19 protein-coding genes and 1 tRNA gene are annotated in these 22,895 nt (G+C 68.8%); 5 read left to right on the top strand and 15 right to left on the bottom strand.

Features of this window, described 5'->3' with window-relative positions:
- Positions 1–197: 197 nt before the first annotated feature.
- From RIF23_RS07465 to RIF23_RS07455, 3 genes are all read right to left on the bottom strand, one after another.
- Entirely contained in the window at positions 198–1,427 is a 1,230-nt protein-coding gene (locus RIF23_RS07465) for an AGE family epimerase/isomerase (RefSeq protein ID WP_310911674.1), read from the bottom strand.
- A gap of 107 nt (positions 1,428–1,534) precedes the next feature.
- Positions 1,535–2,563, bottom strand: a complete 1,029-nt coding sequence (locus RIF23_RS07460) for a LacI family DNA-binding transcriptional regulator (protein ID WP_310911673.1) — start codon at positions 2,561–2,563, stop codon at positions 1,535–1,537.
- Positions 2,564–2,656: 93 nt separating this feature from the next.
- Positions 2,657–3,751, bottom strand: coding sequence for a glycoside hydrolase family 5 protein (locus RIF23_RS07455; protein ID WP_310911672.1), 1,095 nt, complete (start codon positions 3,749–3,751; stop codon positions 2,657–2,659).
- 421 nt (positions 3,752–4,172) lie between these two features.
- Here RIF23_RS07455 and RIF23_RS07450 point away from each other — a divergent pair, with 421 nt between their 5' ends.
- The 5 genes from RIF23_RS07450 to RIF23_RS07430 all read left to right on the top strand — a co-directional run bounded on the left by RIF23_RS07450 (position 4,173) and on the right by RIF23_RS07430 (position 11,743).
- The gene (locus tag RIF23_RS07450) at positions 4,173–5,117 is read left to right on the top strand and encodes a carbohydrate kinase family protein (RefSeq protein WP_310911671.1); all 945 of its coding nucleotides are present in this window, start codon (positions 4,173–4,175) and stop codon (positions 5,115–5,117) included.
- A 455-nt stretch (positions 5,118–5,572) separates the two neighbouring features.
- Positions 5,573–5,800 (top strand): acyl carrier protein, encoded by a 228-nt coding sequence (locus RIF23_RS07445; protein WP_310911670.1) that lies wholly within the window; start codon positions 5,573–5,575, stop codon positions 5,798–5,800.
- On the top strand, positions 5,793–7,034 hold the full coding sequence (locus RIF23_RS07440; RefSeq protein ID WP_310911669.1) for a beta-ketoacyl-[acyl-carrier-protein] synthase family protein: 1,242 nt from the start codon (positions 5,793–5,795) through the stop codon (positions 7,032–7,034). The genes RIF23_RS07445 and RIF23_RS07440 overlap by 8 nt, the downstream gene beginning before the upstream one ends.
- Before the next feature lie 44 nt (positions 7,035–7,078).
- Positions 7,079–7,843: an SDR family NAD(P)-dependent oxidoreductase gene (locus tag RIF23_RS07435; protein WP_310911668.1), complete on the top strand. Its 765-nt coding sequence runs from the start codon at positions 7,079–7,081 to the stop codon at positions 7,841–7,843.
- Positions 7,844–7,867: 24 nt separating this feature from the next.
- Positions 7,868–11,743: a beta-ketoacyl synthase N-terminal-like domain-containing protein gene (locus RIF23_RS07430; protein WP_310911667.1), complete on the top strand. Its 3,876-nt coding sequence runs from the start codon at positions 7,868–7,870 to the stop codon at positions 11,741–11,743.
- Positions 11,744–11,973: 230 nt separating this feature from the next.
- Here RIF23_RS07430 and RIF23_RS07425 read toward each other — a convergent pair whose 3' ends face one another.
- From RIF23_RS07425 to RIF23_RS07370, 12 genes are all read right to left on the bottom strand, one after another.
- Complete coding sequence (locus RIF23_RS07425; RefSeq protein WP_310911666.1) at positions 11,974–12,360, bottom strand: hypothetical protein; 387 nt, start codon at positions 12,358–12,360, stop codon at positions 11,974–11,976.
- 473 nt (positions 12,361–12,833) lie between these two features.
- A tRNA-Arg gene (locus tag RIF23_RS07420) sits at positions 12,834–12,909 on the bottom strand.
- 156 nt (positions 12,910–13,065) lie between these two features.
- Positions 13,066–13,269 carry a hypothetical protein gene (locus RIF23_RS07415; RefSeq protein WP_310911665.1) on the bottom strand — a complete coding sequence of 68 codons (204 nt, stop codon included), beginning with the start codon at positions 13,267–13,269 and terminating at the stop codon, positions 13,066–13,068.
- A 389-nt stretch (positions 13,270–13,658) separates the two neighbouring features.
- Complete coding sequence (locus RIF23_RS07410; protein ID WP_310911664.1) at positions 13,659–14,780, bottom strand: ABC transporter ATP-binding protein; 1,122 nt, start codon at positions 14,778–14,780, stop codon at positions 13,659–13,661.
- A 163-nt stretch (positions 14,781–14,943) separates the two neighbouring features.
- Positions 14,944–15,618 (bottom strand): molybdate ABC transporter permease subunit, encoded by a 675-nt coding sequence (gene modB / locus RIF23_RS07405; protein WP_310911663.1) that lies wholly within the window; start codon positions 15,616–15,618, stop codon positions 14,944–14,946.
- A gap of 7 nt (positions 15,619–15,625) precedes the next feature.
- On the bottom strand, positions 15,626–16,429 hold the full coding sequence (gene modA, locus RIF23_RS07400) for a molybdate ABC transporter substrate-binding protein (RefSeq protein ID WP_310911662.1): 804 nt from the start codon (positions 16,427–16,429) through the stop codon (positions 15,626–15,628).
- 68 nt (positions 16,430–16,497) lie between these two features.
- The gene (locus RIF23_RS07395) at positions 16,498–16,896 is read right to left on the bottom strand and encodes a TOBE domain-containing protein (RefSeq protein WP_310911661.1); all 399 of its coding nucleotides are present in this window, start codon (positions 16,894–16,896) and stop codon (positions 16,498–16,500) included.
- Positions 16,897–17,093: 197 nt separating this feature from the next.
- Entirely contained in the window at positions 17,094–18,923 is a 1,830-nt protein-coding gene (locus tag RIF23_RS07390; RefSeq protein WP_310911660.1) for a DUF4153 domain-containing protein, read from the bottom strand.
- Between the two features lie 203 nt (positions 18,924–19,126).
- The gene (locus RIF23_RS07385; protein WP_310911659.1) at positions 19,127–19,957 is read right to left on the bottom strand and encodes a cupin domain-containing protein; all 831 of its coding nucleotides are present in this window, start codon (positions 19,955–19,957) and stop codon (positions 19,127–19,129) included.
- Positions 19,958–19,973: 16 nt separating this feature from the next.
- Entirely contained in the window at positions 19,974–20,564 is a 591-nt protein-coding gene (locus RIF23_RS07380; protein WP_310911658.1) for an NADPH-dependent FMN reductase, read from the bottom strand.
- A 226-nt stretch (positions 20,565–20,790) separates the two neighbouring features.
- The gene (gene chrA, locus RIF23_RS07375) at positions 20,791–22,230 is read right to left on the bottom strand and encodes a chromate efflux transporter (RefSeq protein WP_310911657.1); all 1,440 of its coding nucleotides are present in this window, start codon (positions 22,228–22,230) and stop codon (positions 20,791–20,793) included.
- 19 nt (positions 22,231–22,249) lie between these two features.
- The gene (locus RIF23_RS07370) at positions 22,250–22,798 is read right to left on the bottom strand and encodes a thioredoxin family protein (protein ID WP_310911656.1); all 549 of its coding nucleotides are present in this window, start codon (positions 22,796–22,798) and stop codon (positions 22,250–22,252) included.
- Positions 22,799–22,895: the final 97 nt, after the last annotated feature.

The raw sequence follows: 22,895 nt of genomic DNA, 5'->3' as shown, positions 1-22,895 counted from the left end.
GAAAGCCGGAGTCAACGTGTACCCGACGAGCTGTTACCCCACCGTAATGACCCGGGGTGTACTCGGGTTCCGCCACCGGAGCCTCCCAAAAGCGCAGGCGACACGACGACATCCGCACCGGGTGCCCCTCCTGCCGAACGGAAGCAGGTCGGGATCCCCGTCGCCCCGCCGATGACGAACCGATTCAGTTCCCTGGTTCAGTTCCGTGCGGATCGGATCGCGTAGCCGGGGATCGACAACCCGGCAGCCAGGGCGGTAGCCGTGTACCCGTGGTAGACGTCCGGGCGTCCCTGCCACACCACCGCCGAGGGCTGGTTGTTCTCCCCGAGTTCATGACGCCAGTTGTCGCGACCATCGGTCAGGTGCGTTCGGATATAGGCCCACCACCGTTCAGCGCAGGCGCGGTAGTGGTCGCTGCCGGTGCGGCGGTGTAGCACCTCGGCCGCGGCGGCCGCCTCCGCCACCACCCAGTGCATGCGCAGCCGCACTACGGGCTCATCCGTCCAGTCCAGGGTGTAGCAGAAGCCGTCCGCACCATCGCGGGACCAGGAGTTGCGCACCGCAGTGTCGAACAGGGCCTCGGCGTGCTCCACCAGCGCGGTGGGCGCCTCCGGTTGGGCCGCCTCCAGGTGCACTAACAGTCGAGCCCACTCGATGGAGTGCCCCGGGGTCCACCCGTAGGGGCGGAACGGGTCGTCGGGTCGCTCCCGGTTGTACTCGGGCAGCACGGTCCACTCGGGGGTGTAGTGCTCGGGCAGACGGTATCCGTAGGCGCGGGCCTGCCTCCCGATCAGGAAATCGGCGATGCGTTGGGCCCGGCCCACCCAGTCGGCATCCCCGGTGGCCGCGGAGGCTGCCAGGAACGCCTCCACCATGTGCATATTGCTGTTGGCGCCCCCGTAGGACTCCGGGACACGCCAACGACGGTCCCACGACTCCCGGCACAGCCCGGACTTCTCATCCCAGAACCGTTCCAGCACCACCTCCCGGGCCTCCCGCAACAACTCCGGAGCTCCGGGGACCGCCGCCGAAGTGGCGCTGGCCGCGGCCAGTAGCACGAACGCGTGCTCGTATCCGGCCTTGTTCGTGCCGCTGGGGGCACCCTCCCCGTCAACGCGGGAGAACCACCCGCCCGAGACCTCGTCGTGCAACGCGCCGCGGAGCGCTGCGACCCCATGCCCGGCCAGCTCCCGGGCTGCCTCGTCCCCGTGCCGGTGGGCCAGGGCCGCGACGTGGGTCATCCGCGCGGTGATCCAGAGCTGGATGCCGTGCGTGTGGTCAAGGGAGCCATCATCGCCCAGCCAGGCGAAGCCGTGTGGGTGGCGGGCACGCCACGCCCACCGCACCAGGGCGTGCCGCTGCTCGTGCAGCCAGGAGAGGTGCGGGGACGGCGATGTCGGCGCGGGGCTGGGATGACTGCTGGTCACGATACTGAACCTCTCTGGCGGGCGTTGGTGCCCGGTCGCCGCGGCACGTGCGGCACTGGCTCTCCCGCTCGGCTACCGGCAGGCCCACCCATGCGGGCGGGCCACACTCACCCGGCGGCCGGGTCGGGGACGATCGCGGTGCTGGAGCGCGGCACCAACTCTGCGGGAGGAGTCTCGACCGAGCCCGGATCCTCCCCCGCGCAGAGTCGCTGCAACACCTCAGCGGCGCGCTGCCCGTGGGCGGCGGCGTCCCGCCGTACCGCGGTCAGGGCCGGCCGTACGCTGCGGGACAGGGGGGAGTCGTCGAATGCGACGACGGACAGCTGCTCGGGCACGGAAATGCCCATCTCCTGGGCGACCCCGAGGGCTGCCACCGCCATCAGATCGTTGTCGAACAGGAGGGCGCTGGGCGGGTTCGGGTCGGCGAGCAGGCGGCGAGTGGCTCGGGCGCCGGCATCGTCCGAGTAGTCGGTGTGGACCGTGGGACAGCCCATGAGCCCGAGCTCGCTGGTCACCGACGAGAACGCCTCGGAGCGCGTCTGGGTGTGCAGGAACTTCGCGGGCCCGGCCACCCGTCCGATCCTGCGGTGCCGCAGGGCGAACAGGTAGTGCACGACCTCGCGGACCGCCGAGGCGTCGTCGGACCACACGTAGGGCTGGCTGACGCCCGTGAGCGGCCCCCCGATCAGCACGGCGGGCAACCCCATCTGGGACAGCAGCTCGGGTCGGGGGTCGTCCACCCGCAGGTCGACAACCAGGACACCGTCCACACGCCGTTGGGCGAACCACATCCGATACGTGTCCAGCTCCCGTTCCGTGTCCTCGGTGACCTGGAGCATCAGCGAGGTCGAGCTTCCGCTCAGCGCCCCCTGGATTCCGGAGATCAGCTGCATGAAGAATGGCTCCAGCCCCAACGCACGTGCGGGACGGTCGATGACCAGCCCAAAAGCGTCGGCACGCCCGTCCGAGAGCGAGCGAGCCGCGGTGCTGGGAGCCCACCGCAGCTCGTCCGCGATCTCCAGGATGCGCCGTCGGGTCGCGTCGGACACACCCGGCTTGTCGTTGAGTGCATAGGAGACCGAGCCCTTGGAAACTCCAGCGGCCCGGGCGATATCGGCAATGGTGACACGGCGCACGTAAGCTCCCGACAGGTCCCTTAACTGGTTAATCACAGCGTAGCCGTGTCGGATACCGAGAACGTTGGGGCCGGGGCTCGGTCGGAACGCGGGCTAACAGCCCGGCCGGTCGGCTGTTTCGGCGATCCCGTTCTCGCCGTGGAAGATGCGCTCTCCCCAGTCGGTCAGATGGTCACTGTCGAAGTCGTACACCATGTCCAGGTACTCCACGCCCCCGGAGTTACCGCTCCAGGACCAGCCCAGGTAGCCGATCCCGTATTCCTCGGCAGCCGCGAGGATGGCGTCCTCGTCGGGGGTGCTGTCGCTGTGTTCGTGTCCGAACTCGCCCACCACCAGCGGTAGGCCGGCATCGACGAAGTCACCGAGGTAGGAGTAGACCGTGTCCGCCTCCTCGTAGACCCCGTACATGTGAATCGAGAAGATCGTGTTGTCGTGCGGGTCGGCGGCGAAGACGGCGTCGGCGTTGTCACGCATGGTGTGGGACCAGTCCTGACCCCAGTTCGGGGCATCCACCATCAGGGCGTGCTCGAATCCTTCGGCGCGCATGCGCTCCACGGCCTCGACGGTGTCGTGGGTCCAGTCCTGGGCGTTGGAGTTGCCGTGTGGTTCGTTGCCGATATTGATGACGACGTTGTCCTCTTCCCCGTGCAGCACGTCCTGGATATCGACCCAGTAGTCCACGGCCCGGTCCAGGGGAACCGCCTGGTCGTTGTCGCCGTATCCGGTGGTGTCGTGGACTTCCAGGACACAGATCAACCCGTTGTCCTGGCACTGTCCGACGATGCTGCTCACCTCGCCGGCGGGAATCCGTTCCCAGTAGTCCCCACTGCTGAGGACGACACGGACCGTGTCCGCTCCGAGCGCGGCGATATCGTCGATGGATTGGCGTTCCTGCCGATACCAGGCGTGGGGGTGGTTGACTCCGCGCATGACGACATCGCGACCGTTGGCGTCCACGATCCGGCCGTCGTGAACCCGCAAACCGGGGGTGACGGGGCCGTTGGCGTTCCCGTTGGGGGACGCCGCCCCGTTCGTATTGCCGTTGCCGTTGGTGTTCGTGTGCCCGTTGGCCTGCCCGTTCGGGTCGGTATCGGCGCTCGCTCCGACCGGGGCGAGGACGAGTCCCGCCACGAATGCCGGGAGCGCGAGCAGTGTGCATGCTGTGCTGCGTGAGGTGGGGGATGGCATAAGCGTGACCTCCAACAGTGTGCCGGGGTACGGGGCCAGGAGGGGCATCGGCTTGGGGGACGTGGTGGGGGGACCGGCGGGCCGGGGTTGGTTCCACCGGAGGCATCAGGCTATAGTTCACTCGCCATCTACTCAACCGTTTAAGTTCAAATGATGGCGTCTAAGAAACAGAATCCTTACCGATACCACCGATATGAGCGGCGCTAAGGACTGCGCACGCCGTGTCCCCACACGGACGCCGGGGTTAATAACCTCGCTTGAATAAACCGATTCATCCAAGGATGTTGTCCTCGATCGTGTCCCCTCCGGGGGGAGGTCGTGTAACCATGGTTCCCGGGCAGCCAGGTCCCGGCCCGCGCCCGAGCGCGTTTGGCCGCTGCCCCACGCCTGGCGACGGGACGATGCCCGGAGAGGAGTTCGCGTGATCGTTGTCGGAGGCGAGGCCCTCGTCGACCTCGTGCCGGACCAGGTCGCGCCCCCGGGAGAGCTGGCACGGCTGGCCCCCCGGCTGGGTGGCGGCCCCTACAACGTGGCCGTGGCCCTGGGGCGTCTGGGCTCGCGCACATCCCTCCTGTCCCGGATCTCTCGCGACGGATTCGGGGAGGCCCTGGTGGAGCGCCTCCGAGGCAGCGGGGTGGACACCTCCCGGGTCCAGCGCGGCCCCGAACCGACCACGTTGGCCGTGGTGAGCAGGCAACCGGATGGTTCGGCCAGCTACGGCTTCTACACCGAGGGCACCGCGGACCGGCTGGTGGCCGACCCCGGACCGCTCGGCCCCGAGGTGCGGGCGGTGTCACTCGGCACCCTGTCCCTGGTGCTGGAGCCGGGCGCCACCACCTACGAGACGGTGCTGCGCCGCGAGTCCACCCGCGGGGCGTTCGTGACCTTGGACCCCAACATTCGTCCGGAGCTCATCGCAGATCCGGAGGCCTACCGAGAGCGCTTCCGGGGCTGGCTGCCACATGTGGACCTGCTGAAGCTCTCGGTGGAGGACGCGGCGTGGCTCGGCGAAACATCCCCGGACGATGCCACGACCCAGGCGCGGCGCTGGGCGGCACTGGGGCCGGCCGCGGTGGTCCTCACCCACGGGGCGAACGGCATCTCCGTGGTCACCCGCACAGGTGGAGATGTAGCCGTCCCTGGCCAGCCCACCGAACTGGTGGACACGATCGGCGCCGGTGACACCGTCCAGGCGGCCTTACTGCACTGGCTGAATCGTCACGACGCGCTGACGTCCACCGCGCTCACCGGGCTGAGCACCGAGCAGTGGTGCACGGCCCTGGACTTCGCGGCCCGTGTTGCCGCTGTGACCTGCTCGCGCCCCGGCGCGGACCCACCCCACGCCCACGAGCTGGACCGGGCCTGACCCGCAGCGCCCCGGTCGCACCGACCTGCGGCGCCGGGTAGCTCCCGCAGCCCGGTCCCTATTCGACAGTGTTGGTAGCAGGGCTACGGGTGCTGGCGCCGACGGTGTGTCGCGCCGGCACCGCACACTCCCCACGCCGCGCTCCGTGCCGGAGGTGGTGGCTTCCAATCACGGCCGCGGGCCGGGTCCGCGCAGCACGCCCAAGGCTCGAGCACACGAGAAAGCGTAACGACAGGCTCCCGCGTCCCCGAACATGCGCCCCGTCACCGTCGGCATCCCGCGGATTCGCCAGCCCTTCAAGTATCCATACAGTAATATTCAAATAACTTAGAGTAATTTAAATGTCATTCTGATGAATTGCCTTCACGGCTCCCAACATGAAAGTTACTCATGTAAGAATGGAAGTAACCCCAGCGACCCCATCCATACCTACACCGGATTGAGGCATGCCCACCATGAGAACTGAACTCTTCCGCATCCTCCACGAGAGCTTCGACGTGCCCAGCGACGAAATCCGCTCCGAGAAGACCCTGGACGAGCTGGGCATTGACTCGGTTGCCGCTCTCGAATTATCCGAAATACTCCACGAGCGACTGGGAGTGAGCGTCAGCGAGGACGAAGTGTCCACCCAGAACACCGTTGAGCAGCTTGCCACCATCGTCACCAAGAAGGCGGGTGCGTGACGCCATGCCAGAGAACGGTCCGGCCTCGATCACAGGAATCGGACTCGTCACTCCAGCCGGAATCGGACGTTCATCCAACTGGGCCACCGTCTGTTCCGGACGATCCACAACCACCCCTCTGGATATTCTCGCGGACGCACCCGTCGGATTCGCCAGCACCGTTCCCAGTACTTTTGATATCGACCGGTTCACCGGCCGCCACCTGTCCCGGCAGTACGACCGCAGCACCCAATTCGCACTGGTCGCCGCCCAGGCCGCCCTCAACGATGCCGAGCTCACCCCCACGGTTCGCTCAGACGCGCGGATCGCCGTCGTCATCGGGACCGCGTTCGGGGGAATCCACACCTTCGAGGACAACCACACCCGCTTCCACACCACCGGCCCCACCGCCGTGACCACCCGCTTCCTCCCCAAGGGCCTGGTGAACATGGTGTCGGGCATCCTGTCCATCGAACTGCGGGCGACCGGCCCCAACCTGGTCACCTCCACCGCCTGTGCCTCCGGCGCAACCGCACTCGGCGTGGGCCTGGACCTGCTGCGCGCCGACAGCGCCGACATCGTCATCGCGGGCGGCACCGACGCCAGCGTCACCCCCCTGCTGGTGGCTGGCTTCCACAAACTGCGTGCGCTGTCCCGATCCCAGCACCGGTTACGCCAAGCCTCCCGCCCCTTCGACCGGGATCATGACGGATTCGTCCTAGCCGAGGGGGCCGGAATCCTCACACTCGAACGGGGCAGCGACGCGGCCCAGCGCGGAGCCCGGACCTACGCCAAACTGGCCGGATACGGCGCCACCGCCGACGCCCACCACATCACTGCGCCCCACCCCGAGGGCCGCGGGGCCAAGGAAGCCATCCACGCTGCCTGCCGCGACGCCGGAATCGCCCCCGGCGACATTGAACACGTCAACGCACACGCCACCTCCACCCCCACCGGCGACTCCATCGAGGCCGCAGTCCTGGCGGAAATGACCCCGAACGCCGTCGTCACCTCCACCAAGGGGGTCACCGGCCACACGATGGGAGCGGCCGGGGCGATCGAAGCCGCCTATACCGCCCTCGCCCTCAGCAGCCAAACCATCCCGCCGGTGGCCCACCTGGAACAGCCGTGCGCGGCAGCCCGAGCGCTCGATCTGGTCACTGGTGCGCCCCGAACCGGCACATTCGAGACCGCCCTGTCGAACAGTTTCGGTTTCGGTGGCCACAACGCCGTGCTGGCCTTCACCCGAACCTAGCGCTGCTCACCCCGCCCCCACACCACCCCACCAAGGAGCACACCATGGGCAAGGTCGCCATCGTCACCGGCGGAACCTCGGGCATCGGACTCGCCTGCGCCAGGCGATTTGTCGACAACGACGACACCGTCATCATCTCCGGCCGGTCCGCAGAACGCGGACAGCAGGCCATCACCGAACTCGACGCCGGAAACAAGGCCCGCTACATCCAGTGCGACGTCACCGACCCCAGCCAGATTCGCCAACTCGTCGAGGAGACCGTGGACGAGTACCGGCGCGTCGACATCCTGGTCAACAACGCCGGAGGCGGCCCCGAGGAGGGGCCCCTGGTCACCGAGCGCGACGACGAGTCCCTCAGCCGCGCGTTCACGCTGAACGTGAACTCGGCCTTCTGGGCGTCGCGCTGCGCGCTGCCCCACATGCTGCCCCGCGGCTACGGACGGATCATCAACATGTCCTCTATCGCCGGCAAGACTGGAATGCCGGGACTCGCCGGCTACAGCACCGCGAAACACGCCCTCCTCGGCTTCACCAAGACCCTCGCGAAAGAGGTCACCGCCCGGGGCGTCAGTGTCAACGCCGTCTGCCCCGGCATCACCGACACCGACATGATCCCCCGAGAACTCAACACGGCCCTGGACACCGCCGGAATCGACATCGCCACAGCTTCGCAGCACTACACCGGTGACCTCGGCCGCATGGTCACCCCCGACGAGGTGGCATCCCTCGTCCTCGCCCTGGCATCAACGGACTCCGGCGCCATCTCCGGAACCGCGATCAGTGTGGACGGAGGCTTCACCCAGTTCTGACCCCGGATCGGAAAGGTGACAGCCGTGCCGACAACGCCATGGCTCCCCCGTGACCCCAACCCCAACGCCCAGCGACATCTGCTCTGTCTGCCCTACTCGGGTGCCCCCTGCACCGTGTTCGACAACTGGCGAATTCCCGGAGTGGACGTGCTGCCCCTGATCCTGCCCGGCCGGGGGCCACGCCGGGAGGAGCCGCTGGTCTCCTCCCTGTGGGCGCTGGCGGAGGACATCGTCGACAGCGTCCTCCCCCTGCTTCCCAGGCCCTACGACCTGCTGGGCCACTCCATGGGCGCGTGGCTCGCGCACGCCGTGGCCAGCCTGGTAGACGAACGCGGCGATCCACACCCAACACGCCTGTTCGTTCTCTCCGCTCCACCTCCCCACCTGGGACACCGCCGGTTCTCCTCCCTGCACGGACTTCCCGACGCGGACATGGTCACCGAGGTCATCCGGCTCGGCGGCGCTCCCGAATCCGCCCGGGACACGATCCACGCCAACGTCGACATCATCCGGGCCGACGCCACCGCCGTGGGCCGGCACCAACCCGCCCAGCGCACACTGTCCTGCCCCATCACCGCCATCGGCGGCACCCGGGACGAGCTGTTCGACCTGAACGACCTTATGGACTGGCGCACCGCCACCTCGGCCCCCGTCTCCATCCACCTCCTGGACGCCGGCCACTTCACAGTCACCGAGCGGCAGAACGAGATCATCCGCATCACCGCCCAGGACAGCACCGCCACGACGCAGTCCCCCGACCCCATCGCCGTGATCGGCATGGCCTGCCGCCTACCCGGGGCCGACACACCGGCCGCGTTCTGGGACCTGCTGCGCGACGGCCGCACCGCGGTCGGCCCCGTCCCGCCCGAACGAACGACCAACGACACGCAGCCCCTCATGCACGTCGGGGGTTTCCTCGACAATGTTGACCAGTTCGACGCCGAATACTTCGGGTTCACCACCCGCGAAGCGCACCGCAGTGACCCACGACTGCGCCTGCTACTGATGACCGTGCAGGAAGCCATCGACGACGCCGGCCTGGCGGCGCGTGACCTGGCGGGCCCTCGAAGTGGTGTCTGGGTCGCGGAGTCCCACTCCGACTACTGGGACCTGGCGACCCCCGTCCTGAAACCCAACATGTACACCCTCTCCGGAGGTGGGCTGAAGAGCTTCCTATCCGGGCGCGTCTCACACTGCTTCGACCTCCAGGGACCGAGCATCACGCTGGACACCTCCTGCTCGGCGTCCCTCACCGCCGTACACACCGCCTGCCGCGCGCTACGGAACGGAGAGGTGGACGCGGCACTCGCCGCCGGCACACACCTGATCCTGAATCCCGACGCCGGCCCATCCCACGGACTCGCCAAGGCCCTGTCCCCACGCGGCCGCTCCGCCTTCGCCAGCGACGACGCCGACGGATACCCCCGGGCCGAAGGGGTGGCGGTGCTGCTCCTGCGGCGCCTGTCCGACGCGCTGGCCAATGCGGACCCGATCCATGCGGTCATCGAGGGCAGCGCCATCAACGCCAACGGACAGTCCGGCCGCAACATCGTCACCACCAGTGTCCCCGGCCAGGTGCGCATGATGCGCGAAGCGCTCGCCGACGCCGGCTGCGTGCCCGCCGACATCGCCTACGTCGAAGCGCACGGCCCGGGAACCCCCACCGGCGACGAGGTCGAACTCGCCGCCCTCGACGAGGTGTACGGGGCCAACCCCGCCACCTGTCTCGTCGGCTCGGTCAAAACCAACATCGGCCACCTGGAACCCGTCGCGGGAATCGCCGGGCTCCTCAAGGCCATCCTCGCGGTGCGCCACGGGCAGGTGCCGGCCTCACTGCACCACAGCTCGCCCACCCCGGCTATCGACTGGGAACGGTCAGCGCTGCGGGTGCCCACCGGGTGCGAGCCGTGGCCCGCCACCGGCCCCGGCCGCGCCGCGGTGTCCTCCTTCGGCCTGTCCGGAGCGAACGCACACGCGATCGTCGCCGCCCCGCCAGCGCAGAATGATGCCCGTGCCCGGCTGCCGCAACGGACCTGGAACCTGCGCAGCTACTGGTTCACCGAGGTGGCCGGCCAACGCCCAGCCGCGGAGGACGAGACAACGGCACCGCCCCCGTCGAGCGAACCCGCGACCGTCCACGCCAACCACGGTGGTGACCCCATGCCTGCCGACCTCTTTTTCCGCACGCGCCTGCCGGTCTGGGCCGAACTTGACGAGCTGCTCGACAACCCCGAATTCACCCAGGACCTCGCCAGCGTGTCCGCCACCTACCAGCGCCTCCAGGCATTCGGCCGGCGGCTCGGTCCGGCACGGGAACTGCACCGCGACCCGGAACGGCTACTCGCGGGAATGGAGTGGGCCGGGATCGTGGACCCCGCCCTGATGCACGCAGCCATGGTGCACTATGGGGTCGCCACCACCACGCTGGTCGAGTGTGGTGATACGAACCCGGATCTGCACCCCCTCCTCCGGGATCTGGACCGGCTGGAGGCGCCGGGCGCGATCGTGGCCACCGAGCTGGGGCGCGGTGGATCGCAGGTCCACATGCGCACCGAGGCGCGCTACCAGCGCGACCGTGGCACCTTCACCCTGCACACCCCGGACGATGCCGCGGTGAAGATCATGCCGAACGTTGGTTGGACCGGGCTGCCCCGAACCGCGGTCGTCAATGCGCGTCTCCTCGTCGACGACACCGACCATGGAATCCACGCGTTCGCGTTCCGCTTTCCCCATCCGCAGGCCCGGGTGACCATGCTTCCGGGCGGGGCACCAGTTCCGCTGGACTATTCCACGATCCGCTTCCGCGATGCCGAGATCCCCTACGGATACTGGCTGGCCGACACGGCCACCATCACCGGCGACGGCGTCACCGACCCCTGCACCCCCCAGCAGCGGCTCGCCCGCTCCCTCGTCGGGGTCAACGCCGCGGTGACCGCGGCCGCGGTAGCACTCACCTCCGCCGCCCGCGCCACCGTCGCCACAGCCACCCGCTACACGTCCCAGCGCCTGATCGGCCACCCGGGCGCCCCCGCCATCAACCTCTCCACCCACAGCACGGAGCTCGCCTCCGCGGTCGCACGCGTCTACGCCACCACCTGCTATGTGGACCGGGTGCGCCGCGACTTCGTGCATGAGCGGCTCCAGACCGACAGCGGCGACACATCCACAGTTGCCGACAGTGCGCAGCACGCCCCCTGGCTCGCCGCCAACCGGGACCGGACGCTCGCGAAGGCCGCAGCCGCAACCACCCTCGAATCCGTCGCGGGAACCTGTCGCCGCCTCTGCGGGTTCCAGGGCATCCTGCACACCAATCGCATCGCCGTCTACGAGGACATGGCCAGATCGTTTCACTCCGCCGGGGGCGACACACGTCTACTGCTGTTGGAGGCCGGAAAACAACTTATCGGTGGCACCAGCCCCCCGTCAGCCCCCAGAGCCGTTCCTACCGACCTGGAGCACGAACACGCGGCCGTCCACCTCGTGGCATTTCAGGAAGGCACCCTGATCGAGCAGCTACAGCGCCTCGTCGACCAAGCCGACCCCAGCCCACACCTACTCGAGATCGAACAGTTGGCCCGCGTGCACCTCAATCGGCGCATCCTCGAGGAGTTCGACGCGGCGCTGACCACAGTGCAGGGCCAGCGACACACCATGCTGGACGCGGCCCGGCGTCTCTACGGGCTCGACACGCTCCTCGCATCGGCAGCCTGGCACCTCAATCAGGGGTCGCTCCGTCCGGGCGACGTCGACGTCCTGCGTCAGGCGCACGCCAGGGTATCTGCCCGGGTCGCCCGGTGGCTCCCCAGGCTTGTGGACGGTCTCGCCGTGCCGCCCGGCCGGGTCGGTGGATTCATCGGCCGCGACGACTACGTCTCGCGCATTGCGGCCGTCCCCGGCTGAAGAGGATCACGGTGCGGCCCGTGCTTCCGCGGCCACTGACCGCCATCATCAACGCAGGGACGTTCCTGGTACCCGCCCGGCGCCTCGGACTCTCCTGCGGGACATCGGACAGCGAGGAAAGCCCCACCGCCACCAGCAACCCGCGACCCTCGAATGCCCACGGGAGGTTCGGGAGCCCCCGCACCCTTCCCCACACCCGGGCAGGGAACCGAGCAGTATGGTCGCACCAGTCAGCCAAGACGCTCCTCGCCACGAAGCAGATGGGTCAGGAGGCGACGCAGGCCCCGAAGCTGGGTGGCGGCATCGAATCCGCTCTCGGTGGCCGCACGCAGAAACAGGGATCCGATCAGTGACTGGATCCAGGCGGCGGTGTCCTGCGCGGGCAACGGCAGGTCCACCTGGCCCGCGTCCGCGGCGCGGGCCAGCAGCAGAACCAGGGTCTCGTGTTCGGTGTCGTGGTCACCTTCCAGCAGCTCGGCGAGCTCGGGGCCCGCTGGACCTGCAAGAGCGCCTCCATGACCAGGCTGGACGCGACCGGCCTGGAAGCCGGCGCGGCGAGGTGCTCCACCAGGTCCAGCAGGGCGTCCCCGGTGTGCCCCCACCCGCCCGCTGGCCACCGTCCGGGGAGCTACTCGGCCCGACGGATCGCCCGCGGCGCAGCCCCGACAGACCCGCTGGTCGTCGTACGGGGGAGGGCGTCCACCCCCCGACGCCGCCGGCGGCCGACACGGCGTCAGCGAGTGGGCCGTTACCGCCACCAGAATTCTTCCCCCACGGCCACCACGGGTGGGGTCCAGGTGGATATCTCGCCTCACTGTGGGTGTTGGCCGCGGGCGACGTCGCGCCCTGAGGCGCTCCCCTGCACCACGGCCAACGGGGGTCTATGCTGCCAGTTTTACGCCGGTCTACAGGGCTGCGTCCCGTCGCGGATCCCCCTGTAACACGCAGACGTGGGAGGAATCCACCACCACCCCGGATAGGAGTTCTTAGCGTCCCGGAGGGAGACGAGCCCTCAGCCTGAGGTTGCAGTACTTTGCTGAAGTACGGTCATGAAAAAGGCCGGTTCCGATCACGGAACCGGCCTTTGACCTGGCGCGCTCGGGAGGATTCGAACCCCCAACCTTCTGATCCGTAGTCAGATGCTCTATCCGTTGAGCTACGAGCGCGGGTGTGTTCCCGATGGGCGTTCCCAATCGGCAACGGGAACGACTCTACCACAGGAACGCCGGGGACCTGGTGCAGTTGCCAGGCCCTCGGCACGATTCACGGCGATGGCCGGGCGACATCCGGGGATGACTCTGGCGCAAGCGCGGGCACACCCCTCAGGTGTGGGGCCGGGCTCCCTCCGTCACCCCGGCGTAGATCCGGTCCAGTTCGGCCCGGACCCTGCGGCGGGTCTCCTCCGGATCCTCAGGATCGTACAGTTCCTCAATGTCCCGAGCCCGCGATTCGGGATCCGACGCCGCTACGGGCTCCTCGCCGGTGCCGCGGTCGTCCCGAGCCGGCTGCTCCTGCCAAGACCTCATGGTTCTTCCCTACCCATCCACTGCACGCAGCACAAACTTTGGGCGATCCCTCACATCCGGGAAACCAGCGCTGCATACCGGCCGATCCAGGCCGAATAAGCACCACCCCACGGGCCGCAGCCGCCCAAACCCCCGACCCGAAACCGCCGTAGATTCCGAAGGCACCCATGATGCGCAGGAACAACGCTCACAACCCACCTGGGTATCCGTACCCGCAGCACCCACGACGCGAACGACCCCGCCCCGGGATGGGCACGAATGTCAACCCTCGCGGCCGAGATCGGCCATGGTTTCCCGCGCAACGCTGGGGCACCACCCGCCCCATCCTGCCTGCTGCTGCGGACTGTCCCGGACCTTCGCCCCGGTGCCCCCACCAGAACCGCCCGCACTCAGCCGCCCGGGGGCACCTCCGATGGCTGGTGGTGTGGGATCAGGTGGACGGCGTCCCCCGGCACCGTCACCGAGACGCGTTGCCCGGCGCACAACGCCACCGCGTCACGGTTGGCCACGGTGGCGACCATCGGCACCCCGTGGACGTCCAGCTCCAGGCGGTGTCGGCTTCCCTCGGGGGTGACCGCGGTGACCGTGGCACGCTGTCGTACGACACACGCCGCGTCCCCGACCCGTGCATCGGGCTCGGTGTCTGCGGTGACACAGATCTCCTCCGCCCGCACGCCCACCATCACGGCATCTCCGGCTCCGTATCCCGCCGCCCCGGACGGTGGGTTCGTACGCATCGACCATGCACCAACCGAAATCTCCAGCTGATCGCCTATGGTGCTGGTTACGTGCCCGGGCAGGAGGTTGTCCATCCCCAGTGCCCGCGCCGCCGACACCGTGGCCGGCCGGGCGAACACCCCGCGCGCCGGGCCATGCTGGTGCACCCGGCCGTCGACCAGAACGGCGATTCGGTCGCCCATGGCCAGGGCCTCGCCCAGGTCGTGGGTGACCATCAGTGTGGGTGTCCCCAGTCGCAGCAGGATGTCCCGAAGGTCGCCGCGCAGCCGTAGCCGGGTGGGCGTGTCCAGTGCGGAGAGGGGCTCGTCGAGCAGCAGCAGCCGCGGCTCGGGCGCGAGGGCACGGGCCAGCGCCACCCGTTGCCCCTCTCCCCCGGACAGCCGGGGGGTGGGGGTGTCCACGAGGTGCCCGGCGCGCGTCGCGGCCAGGGCCTCCGCCGCACGCCGCGGACGTTGGGCTCGCGGCAGGCGGTGCAGGCCGTAGCTGACGTTTCCCAGCACACTCAGGTGTGGAAAGAGCGCATGTTCTTGGAACAGGTATCCCACGGGACGGTGCTGCGGCGGTACGTACTGCCGCGCTCCGGTCCATTCCTGATCGTCGAGTGCGACTCGGCTTCCTGGTTCCGGCCGGTCGAGGCCGGCCACACACCGCAACAGGGTGGTCTTTCCCGCTCCGGACGGGCCGAACAGGACGGTCACCGGGCCGGTGGGATCCAGCTGCACCTCCAGCTCCGCGTCCAGCACGTGTCGTCGCAGCCGCACCGCAAGGGTCACGCGTCCTCCCGTATCGTTCCGGCGCCAGCGGCCGCACTCATGCCGTTGCTGCTGTCGCTGCTTGCGCACGTGTCCGTCGCATTGTGGGCTCCCGCCGCACGATCCCTGGCAGCGCTGTGCGGCAGGACGGGGGCGTTGCTGGCTCGGTGGCGCGCTCCGTGGCTCATCCCTGGGGCCATGCGGGCCTCCCCCCGCGGTTGAGCGCATAGGTCACGACCAGCACCAGCAGGGAGAACACCAGGAGCACGAGGCTGGTGCGGCCGGCGGTGGCATAGTCGAAGGCCTGGACACTGTCGTAGATCGAAATTGCGACGGTGCGGGTCTCGCCCGGGATGTTGCCGCCCACCATGAGCACCACTCCGAACTCCCCGATGGTGTGTGCGAAGGTCAACACCGCCGCGGTAACCACCCCGTGGCGGGACAGGGGCAGCACCACCCGCAGCAGCGTGGACCACCACCCCCGCCCGAGCACGGTGGAGGCCTCGACGAGCCGACGATCCACACTCGCGAAGGCGGCCAGCAGCGGCTGCACCGCGAACGGCAGACTGTGCAGCACCGAGGCGATCAGCAGCCCGGTGAAGGTGAAGGCGAGCGGCCGCCCGGTTGTCTCGGCCCACCACTGTCCCACCGGAGACTGGGTGCCCAGTGCGACCAACAGGTAGAAGCCCAGCACGGTTGGCGGTAGCACCAGCGGCAGCGCCACCACCGCCTCGACCACCACCGTCCAGCGTCGTCGCGAAAACGCCAACCATCCGGCGAGCATGGGCGCCACCAGGAGCAGGATCAGCGTGGTTGCTCCCGCCAGCCGCAGGCTCAGCTCGACCGCGTCCCAGTCCACGGCCGCGTCAGTCCCCGTCCCACTCGGGTGGATAGAACCCGTAGTCGGCGAGGATCGCCTGGCCGTCGGAAGATTGCAGATACGACGCCAGTTCCTCGGCCTCCGCGGGGGCTTCGGCCAACACCACCCCGGCCTGGTTCAGTCGGGGAAAGCTCTCCAACGGAACCTCGGCGTAACTGCCCTCGTCCCGCATCTCGGGGGCGCGCGCCAGGGACAGGGCGAGGACCCCCACATCGGCGTTTCCGGACCGAACAAACTCGGCGGCCTGGGCAATGTTCTCACCCCGCACCAGCTTGTCCGAGACGTCCTCGTACACCCCGGCGTCCTCCAGAGCGGCCACGGCGGCCGCCCCGTAGGGGGCGTGCTCCGGATTGGCAAGTGCCACCGTGTCCACGGACTCCGCGGTGAGCCCGGCCAGTCCCTGGTCCGGATCTGCCGGGGAATCCTCCGGTGCCCACACCACCATTCGTCCCACCGCATACCGGAACAGACTGTCCTCGTCGGCGTGCCCGTCCTCGATCAGCTGTTCGGCGTAGTCCTGGTCCGCGGACAGGTACAGGTCCACGGGTGCGCCGTTCGCGATCTGCTGCACGAAGGTTCCCGAGGAGCCGTAGGTGACCGACACCGAGAGGTCATCGGCGCGGTCCTGCTCGGCCACGCGGATCACCTCGTCCAGGGCGAACTGGAGATCCGAGGCAGCCGCGATGTGGATCTGGGTGGCAGGTTCGGCCGTCGCGTCGGCCCCGCACCCGCCCACCAGTAGGAGCACGGCCGCCCCGGCTCCTGCGGTCCGGGCCGGGAGGGCTGGCACGGGCCGGCTCCGGTGTGGCCGCGGCTTGGCGTCGTGTGGCCTGGCGTCGTGTGGCTCGGGGCGCGGGTTCATTCCGGGCTCCCGGAGGACTCGATCACCACAGTTGTGGCCTTGACGACGGCCGTGGCCCGAACCCCGGGACGCAGGCCCAGCTCTTCGGCGGCGTCCCGGGTCATCAGGGACACGAGGCGAAACCGGCCAGCGGCGATCTCGACCTGGGCCATAACCCCGTCCAGGGTCACGTCGGTGACGATGCCACCCAGACGGTTGCGGGCGGACACCTCGTTACCGCGCCCGCCCGCGTGCGCCTGCTCGCGGGCAAACTCTGCGACCCGTTCGCCGGGGACGACCCACCTGTTGGCCTCGTCCCGCTGCGCCGGCAGGCGGCCACTACTCACCCACCGGCGTACGGTGTCATCGCTGACTCCCACGAGCCGCGCAACCTCGCTGATCCGAAACTGCGGCATAGCACCAAGACTAGCGATGCAGATACTGCGTAGCTACGGATATTCCTCCGAATTTTCGGAGTCCTCCTGTCCGCCGTGACATGGTCGGACACCTGGGAGCCCGACGGCCGACAGCAGTGGTCGGCATGCGCTGGAACGGCCGTCGTGGCGTACATGTCCTCGTATCCACGGCCTGGTCGCGGATCTGGGTGCGGAGCTCAGTACTCCCGGCGGTCCATGTCCCCGTCTTGCCAGTGCGTGGGACAGTCGAGCCCCGCCGGATCGGTCCAGTACAACCCGTCCAGCAGCTCCCGGGCCTGGCTCCGGGCATGGTTCCATGCGGTCGCTGGTTCGTCCCGCTCCAGGCGGTCGTTCATCGAACCCAGGGCGCAGCTACGGGCGGGCTCGGGCAGTCCCGCCACGACGGGCAGGGCGTCGGCGGACAGGCCACTCACGTACCAGGCGTCCACAGTGGCTACCTCGCGGGTCTCCAGGCTCTCGGCGATCCGCGCATCCGGGTTCCAGGCGACGAACACCAGCATCCCCACCCCGGTGGCCAGCGCGACCGCGCGCGGAAACCAGGTCACGCCGTGGCCCCACAGGTCCCGCACCCCGGCCGTCAGCGTCAGGAGGAACACGGCCAAGATCCACAGGATCGCCCCGAAGACCATGGCACGGGTGCGGGTGAATCCGAACATGTCCACGTAGAGGTCGATCCGGTGCAGGGCGGAGGCAAGCACGATGATCGTGAGCACGCACAGTACTCCGAGTAGGACGGTCAGCATGCGGTGGTCGGTGACGCGCTCCCGGGGCACCAGCCAGCGGGCCAGCGCGACGAGCGCGAGCACCAGGACGGCCACCACCACGAGTTGGAAGAACCCCTCGCGTGCGTAGTCGGCATAGATCAGCCCGGTGACGTCCTGCACGGTGGCGTGTCCGCCGAACAGCCGGGGTGCCTGCACCGCAACGAACATCGCAAACAGCACATTCACGCTCGCCAGGGGGATCAGCCACAGCGCGCGGCTGGGGCCGGTGGTGCGGGGACGGAGCCGGGAGTCGGCGACCGGCCACGCTCCGACCAGCACTCCCGCCCCGGCGACCAGGACCGCGGCGAGGAACACCACGACGTTCAGCGCTGCGGAACCGGGGCGATCCGGCGTCAGGAAGCCACGCAGCAGCTCCGCGAACACGGCGTCCGCCCAGGCGAACAGCAGCCCGAACACCGCGACCAACACCACCGCCGCGGCCAGGCCACCCACAAGCGGCACCCAGGTGCGGCGAGCCTCGGGGGTCTGTAGGGGCGCGGCCAGGAACCGTGGCACGCTGCCCAGTGCCCTCAGCACGCTGAAGCTGCCCCACAGGAGACCGAACCAGTGCCGGCCCGCCCCCGAGACCGCGAGTGAGGCGAGCCCACCCGCGAGGAGGAGGCTGGGCACTGCCAGCCACTGCGCGTCCCGGAGTGTGGGCACCGCTACGAGCCCCACCGTGACCAGCCCGAACAGCATGGACCACACGCAGGCGCGATGCGCGGCGCCGCGGGCCACCACGAGCATCACCGTGACCGCGGCCAGGGTCACCCCCACCCCGGGTCGGGCAGCGGGAACCAGCACTGCGGCCAGCAGCCCGGCGACCAGCGCCGCGGGCAGCAGCCAGCGTGGGGTCTCCGGCAGCGGGGGCCGGGGGCGGGGAGCCGGCATTGGCCAGGGCGGGCCGTAGGCCGGGGAGTCGCTTCGCGGCTCGTGCCCCGGAGGGGGTGTGGTCCCGTGCGGCTGTGGAGAGCCAGCGGAATCGTGCCACCCCGGAGGTGTCTGTGCTCCCGCCCACGCCGTCGCCTCCTCGGAGACGTCCGGCGCGGCGGTGCTGGCGGGGTCGGACTCGCCGGTCGCCATCCCGTCGCCGTGATTGTCCCCGGACGCCTCCGGCGCTGGATCCTGCTCTGCCTCTGCGCTTACTGGCGCTCCTGGGTCGGGGTTGATGGCTGCGGTGTGGGGGGCTGGTTCGGTGGGTTCATCCTTGGCGGGTTCGTTTTCGTGGGATTCACCAGTCACCGTAATCCTTCCGGTCGGAGCAGGGGCTGCGGCCCGGATGCGTGGGGCATCCAACTCAGCCCGGTGTGGATATCGTCCCACCGGCGACCGAGGCCGTCGGGCCGAGGTCGAGCGGATGCCCCTGCGGTACGGCCCCATATCGGCTGGACGGGGTGTCTGCCGGCATGGGGCCGAGCGGTTCCGCCCCACGCTCCCGGAGGGCTTCAGCTCTGGTGTGGGGGATAGCCCATGACGGCCTCGAACGTCGGATAGTGCATGCCCACCGCGACAGTGTCCTCATCGATCTCGAAGGTGGCCGACACCCCCTTGGGCATGTACAGCATCTCGCCGGCACGGACCCGGAAGGTACGACCCTGGCTGTGTACGGTGAAGCTGCCCTTGGTGATGGCGGCGACCTCGTCGTAGAGAAAGTCGAGCTCGTGGACACCGGCGCCGCGAAAGTCCGAGAACGCGATCCCCATGGGGGATCCTTCAGCCTGGTCCGCGATGTACCCGACGTAGGCCCGCTGTTCCGCGTCCACAGGGATCCAGGTGGCCACGTCCGCGATCGTGAAGTGCTGCATGATGGTGGGGTCGAAGAACCCACCGGCCCACTCCGGGCCTCGGGGCGTGGACGGTGGCATCTCGGGATCCGTGCCGGCTTGACTCGCCGCTCGATACTCGGCGAGGGTCATGCCGAACGCCGCCGCGAAGGTGGGGTGGTGCACGCAGATCATCTCCAGGTCCTCCTCGATATCGAGGGTGCCCTGGACGCCACGCGGCTGGTTGAGGATCTCCCCGGCACGGGCACTGACGCGTCGACCCGCTGTGCGGATGGTCAGCTTCCCCTTGGTCACGATGGACAACTCATCGTAGGGCCAGGCAAAGTCGAAGGTCATCCCCGCACGCAGCCGCACGAAGGCCAGCCCCATCGGCGCGCCCTCCGGCTGGTCGGCGATATAGCCGATGGCCGACCCGTCCTCGTCATAACTCCCGATCCATTCCTCGACGTCGCTGCTGGTGTAGGTGGCGATCGTGTTCGGGTCGAAGGTCATGGTCATGCCTTTCCGGTCAGGCTGCGTAGGGGTGCTTGGCACGGGCGTCGCGCAGGGCGCGGGCCCACCAGGTCAGCTGGTCGAGGAAGGTTTTGGCAGCGGCGGTTGCGGACTCGTTGTCGACGGTCTGTCCTTCGGAGTCGAAGCGTTCCCAGAAGTTCGCGAAGCTGATGGTGTTGCGGATCGTGGTGGCGTGCACCTCATTGAACACCTGGCGCAGTTGTTCCACAGCGTGCAGGCCGCCGCCGACACCTCCGTAGGAGACGAATCCCACGGGCTTGGCACTCCACTCGTGGTAGAACCAGTCGATCGCGGTCTTCAGTGCGGCCGGGTAGCCGCGGTTGTACACCGGGGTGACCACGATGAAGGCGTCGGCTCGTTCCAGGCGCTCGCCCAGGGCCCGCACGTTGTCCGGAATGGTGTCCCCCGGGGATTCGGTGCCCAGGGTTTCGGGTAGTGCGGCCTCTTTGAGGTCGATGAGGTCCACACCCAGCTCCGGATGCTCGGCGGCCCGTTCGGCGATCCACTGGGCTGGGGTCGGCCCGAATCGTCCGGGTCGGGTACTGCCAACGATGACCGCCACCGTCAGCTTCGGGTCCGTGTGCATGGGTCCTCCTTGTCGGCCGTGGGTCGAACGGTGTTCGCGGTGCGAAGCACCCGGCATCACCCGATTCAGCACCCAAACCTAGAAGTTAAAGTTGACTTTAAGTCAAATTCGAAAGCGGAACGGTGTGTTCCCGACACAGGAGGGGCTGCGGACACGCGCACCCACGGGGTCGAGCGCCCCGGCCGGACAGCCATCGCGGACAGTGCACCGGCGCCAGGAGCGTCGGCTAGAACAGTCCCGTGATGGGCCCACTGGCCAGCGACACCACCACGCCCAGCACGGCACTGACGGCCAGGGTGCGCAGAATGCTCCACCGCAGCACGAAAACCATGCCCATCGCCGCGAGTCCGACCAGGACAGGCACGGGCTGCACGCTCGCCAGCTGCGGCAACTCCAGCCGCAACGGCCCCCAGGTGAGCTCCCGGACCTCCGTAAACAGGGTGTGGACGGCGAAGTACAACGCCAGATTCGCGATCACCCCAACCACAGCGGCGGTGATCCCCGTCAGGGCCGCGGACAGACCAGTATTTCCCCGCAGTCGCTCCACGTACGGCGCCCCGAGGAAGATGAACAGGAAGGACGGGGCAAAGGTGACCCAGGTGACCACCAAGGCCCCCACCACCGCGGCCACCCACGGGTCCAACGCCCCCGGATCGCGGTAGGCCCCCAGAAAGGCCACGAACTGCACGACCATGATCAGTGGCCCTGGCGTGGTCTCGGCGAAGGCGAGGCCCCGAACCATCTCGGTGGGGTGCAGCCAGCCGTACACCTCCACCGCCTGCTGGGCAACGAAAGCCAACACGGCGTAGGCACCGCCGAACGTCACCAGCGCGGCCGCGGAGAAAAACACGGCCTGGGTCGTGAACACACTGCCCACCCCGGTAGCCGCGGCGATAGCCAGGGGCGGACCCACCCAACAGGTCAGCCCCACGGCGAGCACCCGCACGTTCCGCCGCCACCCCGGAACGGCACGGTGCAGGACATCGTCGGCGACCACCGGCGCCCGACCATCCGCTTCGCCGTCTCCGGCTCCAGCGGTGCCGGTGCCCACCACAGCGTGGGGCAACAGCCGACTCACCAGATACCCAGCCACGCCGGCACCGAGCACCACCACCGGGAACGGCACGTTGAACAGGGCGAGCGCAACGAACGCCGCCAGGCCGATACCGGCAAGGCTCACATGGGTGAGGATGCGTCGACCGATCCGCAGCAGCGCTTGAGCGACGATCGCCAGCACCGCAGGCGCCAGCCCGGCGAACAGCGCGGTGACAATACGTGTGTCCCCGTAGGCCACGTACAGCACGGACAGCCCGAGCAGGGCCGCCACCCCGGGGAGCACGAACAGCACACCGGCCACGAGACCGCCGCGCACCCCGTTGAGAAGCCAACCAACGTAGGTCGCGAGCTGCTGGGCTTCGGGACCGGGCAACAGCATGCAGTAGTTCAACGCATGGTTGAACCGCCGCTGCCCGATCCAGCGTCGTTCCTCAACCAGCACCCGCTGCATTACGGCGATCTGCCCGGCAGGGCCGCCGAAGGTCTGGAGCGAAATCAGGAACCAGGTGCGCACGGCCGAGCGAAACGGAACCAGATCGGTTCCGGACCGCGCGGCATCCCCCGACCGTTCCGCCGGATCCCGGCCTCCGGGACCCGGCTGCTCGGTCATCAGAGATGGACGGGCTGGCTCACGCCGGCTCGTTGCCCGGCTTCCACTTCACACCACACCCCAGGCTGGGATTGTGCGGCTCGGGAACCGGAGTTCCGGCCAGCACGGCGTCGATCGCCCCGCGCAGGCTCGCCCCGTCCGAGGAGACGTCGTTACTGGGACGGGCACCGTCAAACTCACCGCGGTAGGCGAGCCGACGCTGGGCGTCGTAGAGGAAGAAGTCCGGGGTGCACGCGGCCCGGAACGCCTTGGCCACCTCCTGGGACTCGTCCACCAGGTAGGGGAAGGTGAATCCGGCCCGCTGGGACTGCTCGCGTAGATGTGCGGCGTCGTCGTCCGGATAGTTGGCGACGTCGTTGCTACAGATCGCAACCGCGGCCAGCTCATGGCCCGGATAGGCGGCGATGGTCTCGCCCAGGGCCTTCTCGATCCGCTGCACGTAGGGGCAGTGGTTGGACAGGAACATCACCAACAACGCCCGTGCGTTCGCGAAGTCGTCGCGGGCGACGGTCTGACCGTCGATCGAGGGCAGGGAGAAGTCGGGAGCAGGAGTCCCGAGTGGAACCATGAACGAACCTACAGCCATGGGGCCAGTGTGACACATGTCCGGCCGTTCCCCTGCTTGCCTGTCTCCGCGCCCCCTGTCGCCGTGTCTCCCTGCGGGA

Source organism: Lipingzhangella rawalii (assembly GCF_031628175.1).
Classification (GTDB): domain Bacteria; phylum Actinomycetota; class Actinomycetes; order Streptosporangiales; family Streptosporangiaceae; genus Lipingzhangella_A; species Lipingzhangella_A rawalii.
This window is presented reverse-complemented; position numbering and strand designations above follow the sequence as displayed.

Coding starts and splice junctions, on each gene's coding strand:
- RIF23_RS07380 (WP_310911658.1), bottom strand. CDS start 20,564: ATGCACACGGACCCGAAGCTGACGGTGGCGGTCATCGTTGGCAGTACC.
- RIF23_RS07455 (WP_310911672.1), bottom strand. CDS start 3,751: ATGCCATCCCCCACCTCACGCAGCACAGCATGCACACTGCTCGCGCTC.
- RIF23_RS07415 (WP_310911665.1), bottom strand. CDS start 13,269: ATGAGGTCTTGGCAGGAGCAGCCGGCTCGGGACGACCGCGGCACCGGC.
- RIF23_RS07395 (WP_310911661.1), bottom strand. CDS start 16,896: ATGCCGCAGTTTCGGATCAGCGAGGTTGCGCGGCTCGTGGGAGTCAGC.
- RIF23_RS07445 (WP_310911670.1), top strand. CDS start 5,573: ATGAGAACTGAACTCTTCCGCATCCTCCACGAGAGCTTCGACGTGCCC.
- RIF23_RS07385 (WP_310911659.1), bottom strand. CDS start 19,957: ATGACCTTCGACCCGAACACGATCGCCACCTACACCAGCAGCGACGTC.
- RIF23_RS07435 (WP_310911668.1), top strand. CDS start 7,079: ATGGGCAAGGTCGCCATCGTCACCGGCGGAACCTCGGGCATCGGACTC.
- RIF23_RS07370 (WP_310911656.1), bottom strand. CDS start 22,798: ATGGTTCCACTCGGGACTCCTGCTCCCGACTTCTCCCTGCCCTCGATC.
- chrA (WP_310911657.1), bottom strand. CDS start 22,230: ATGACCGAGCAGCCGGGTCCCGGAGGCCGGGATCCGGCGGAACGGTCG.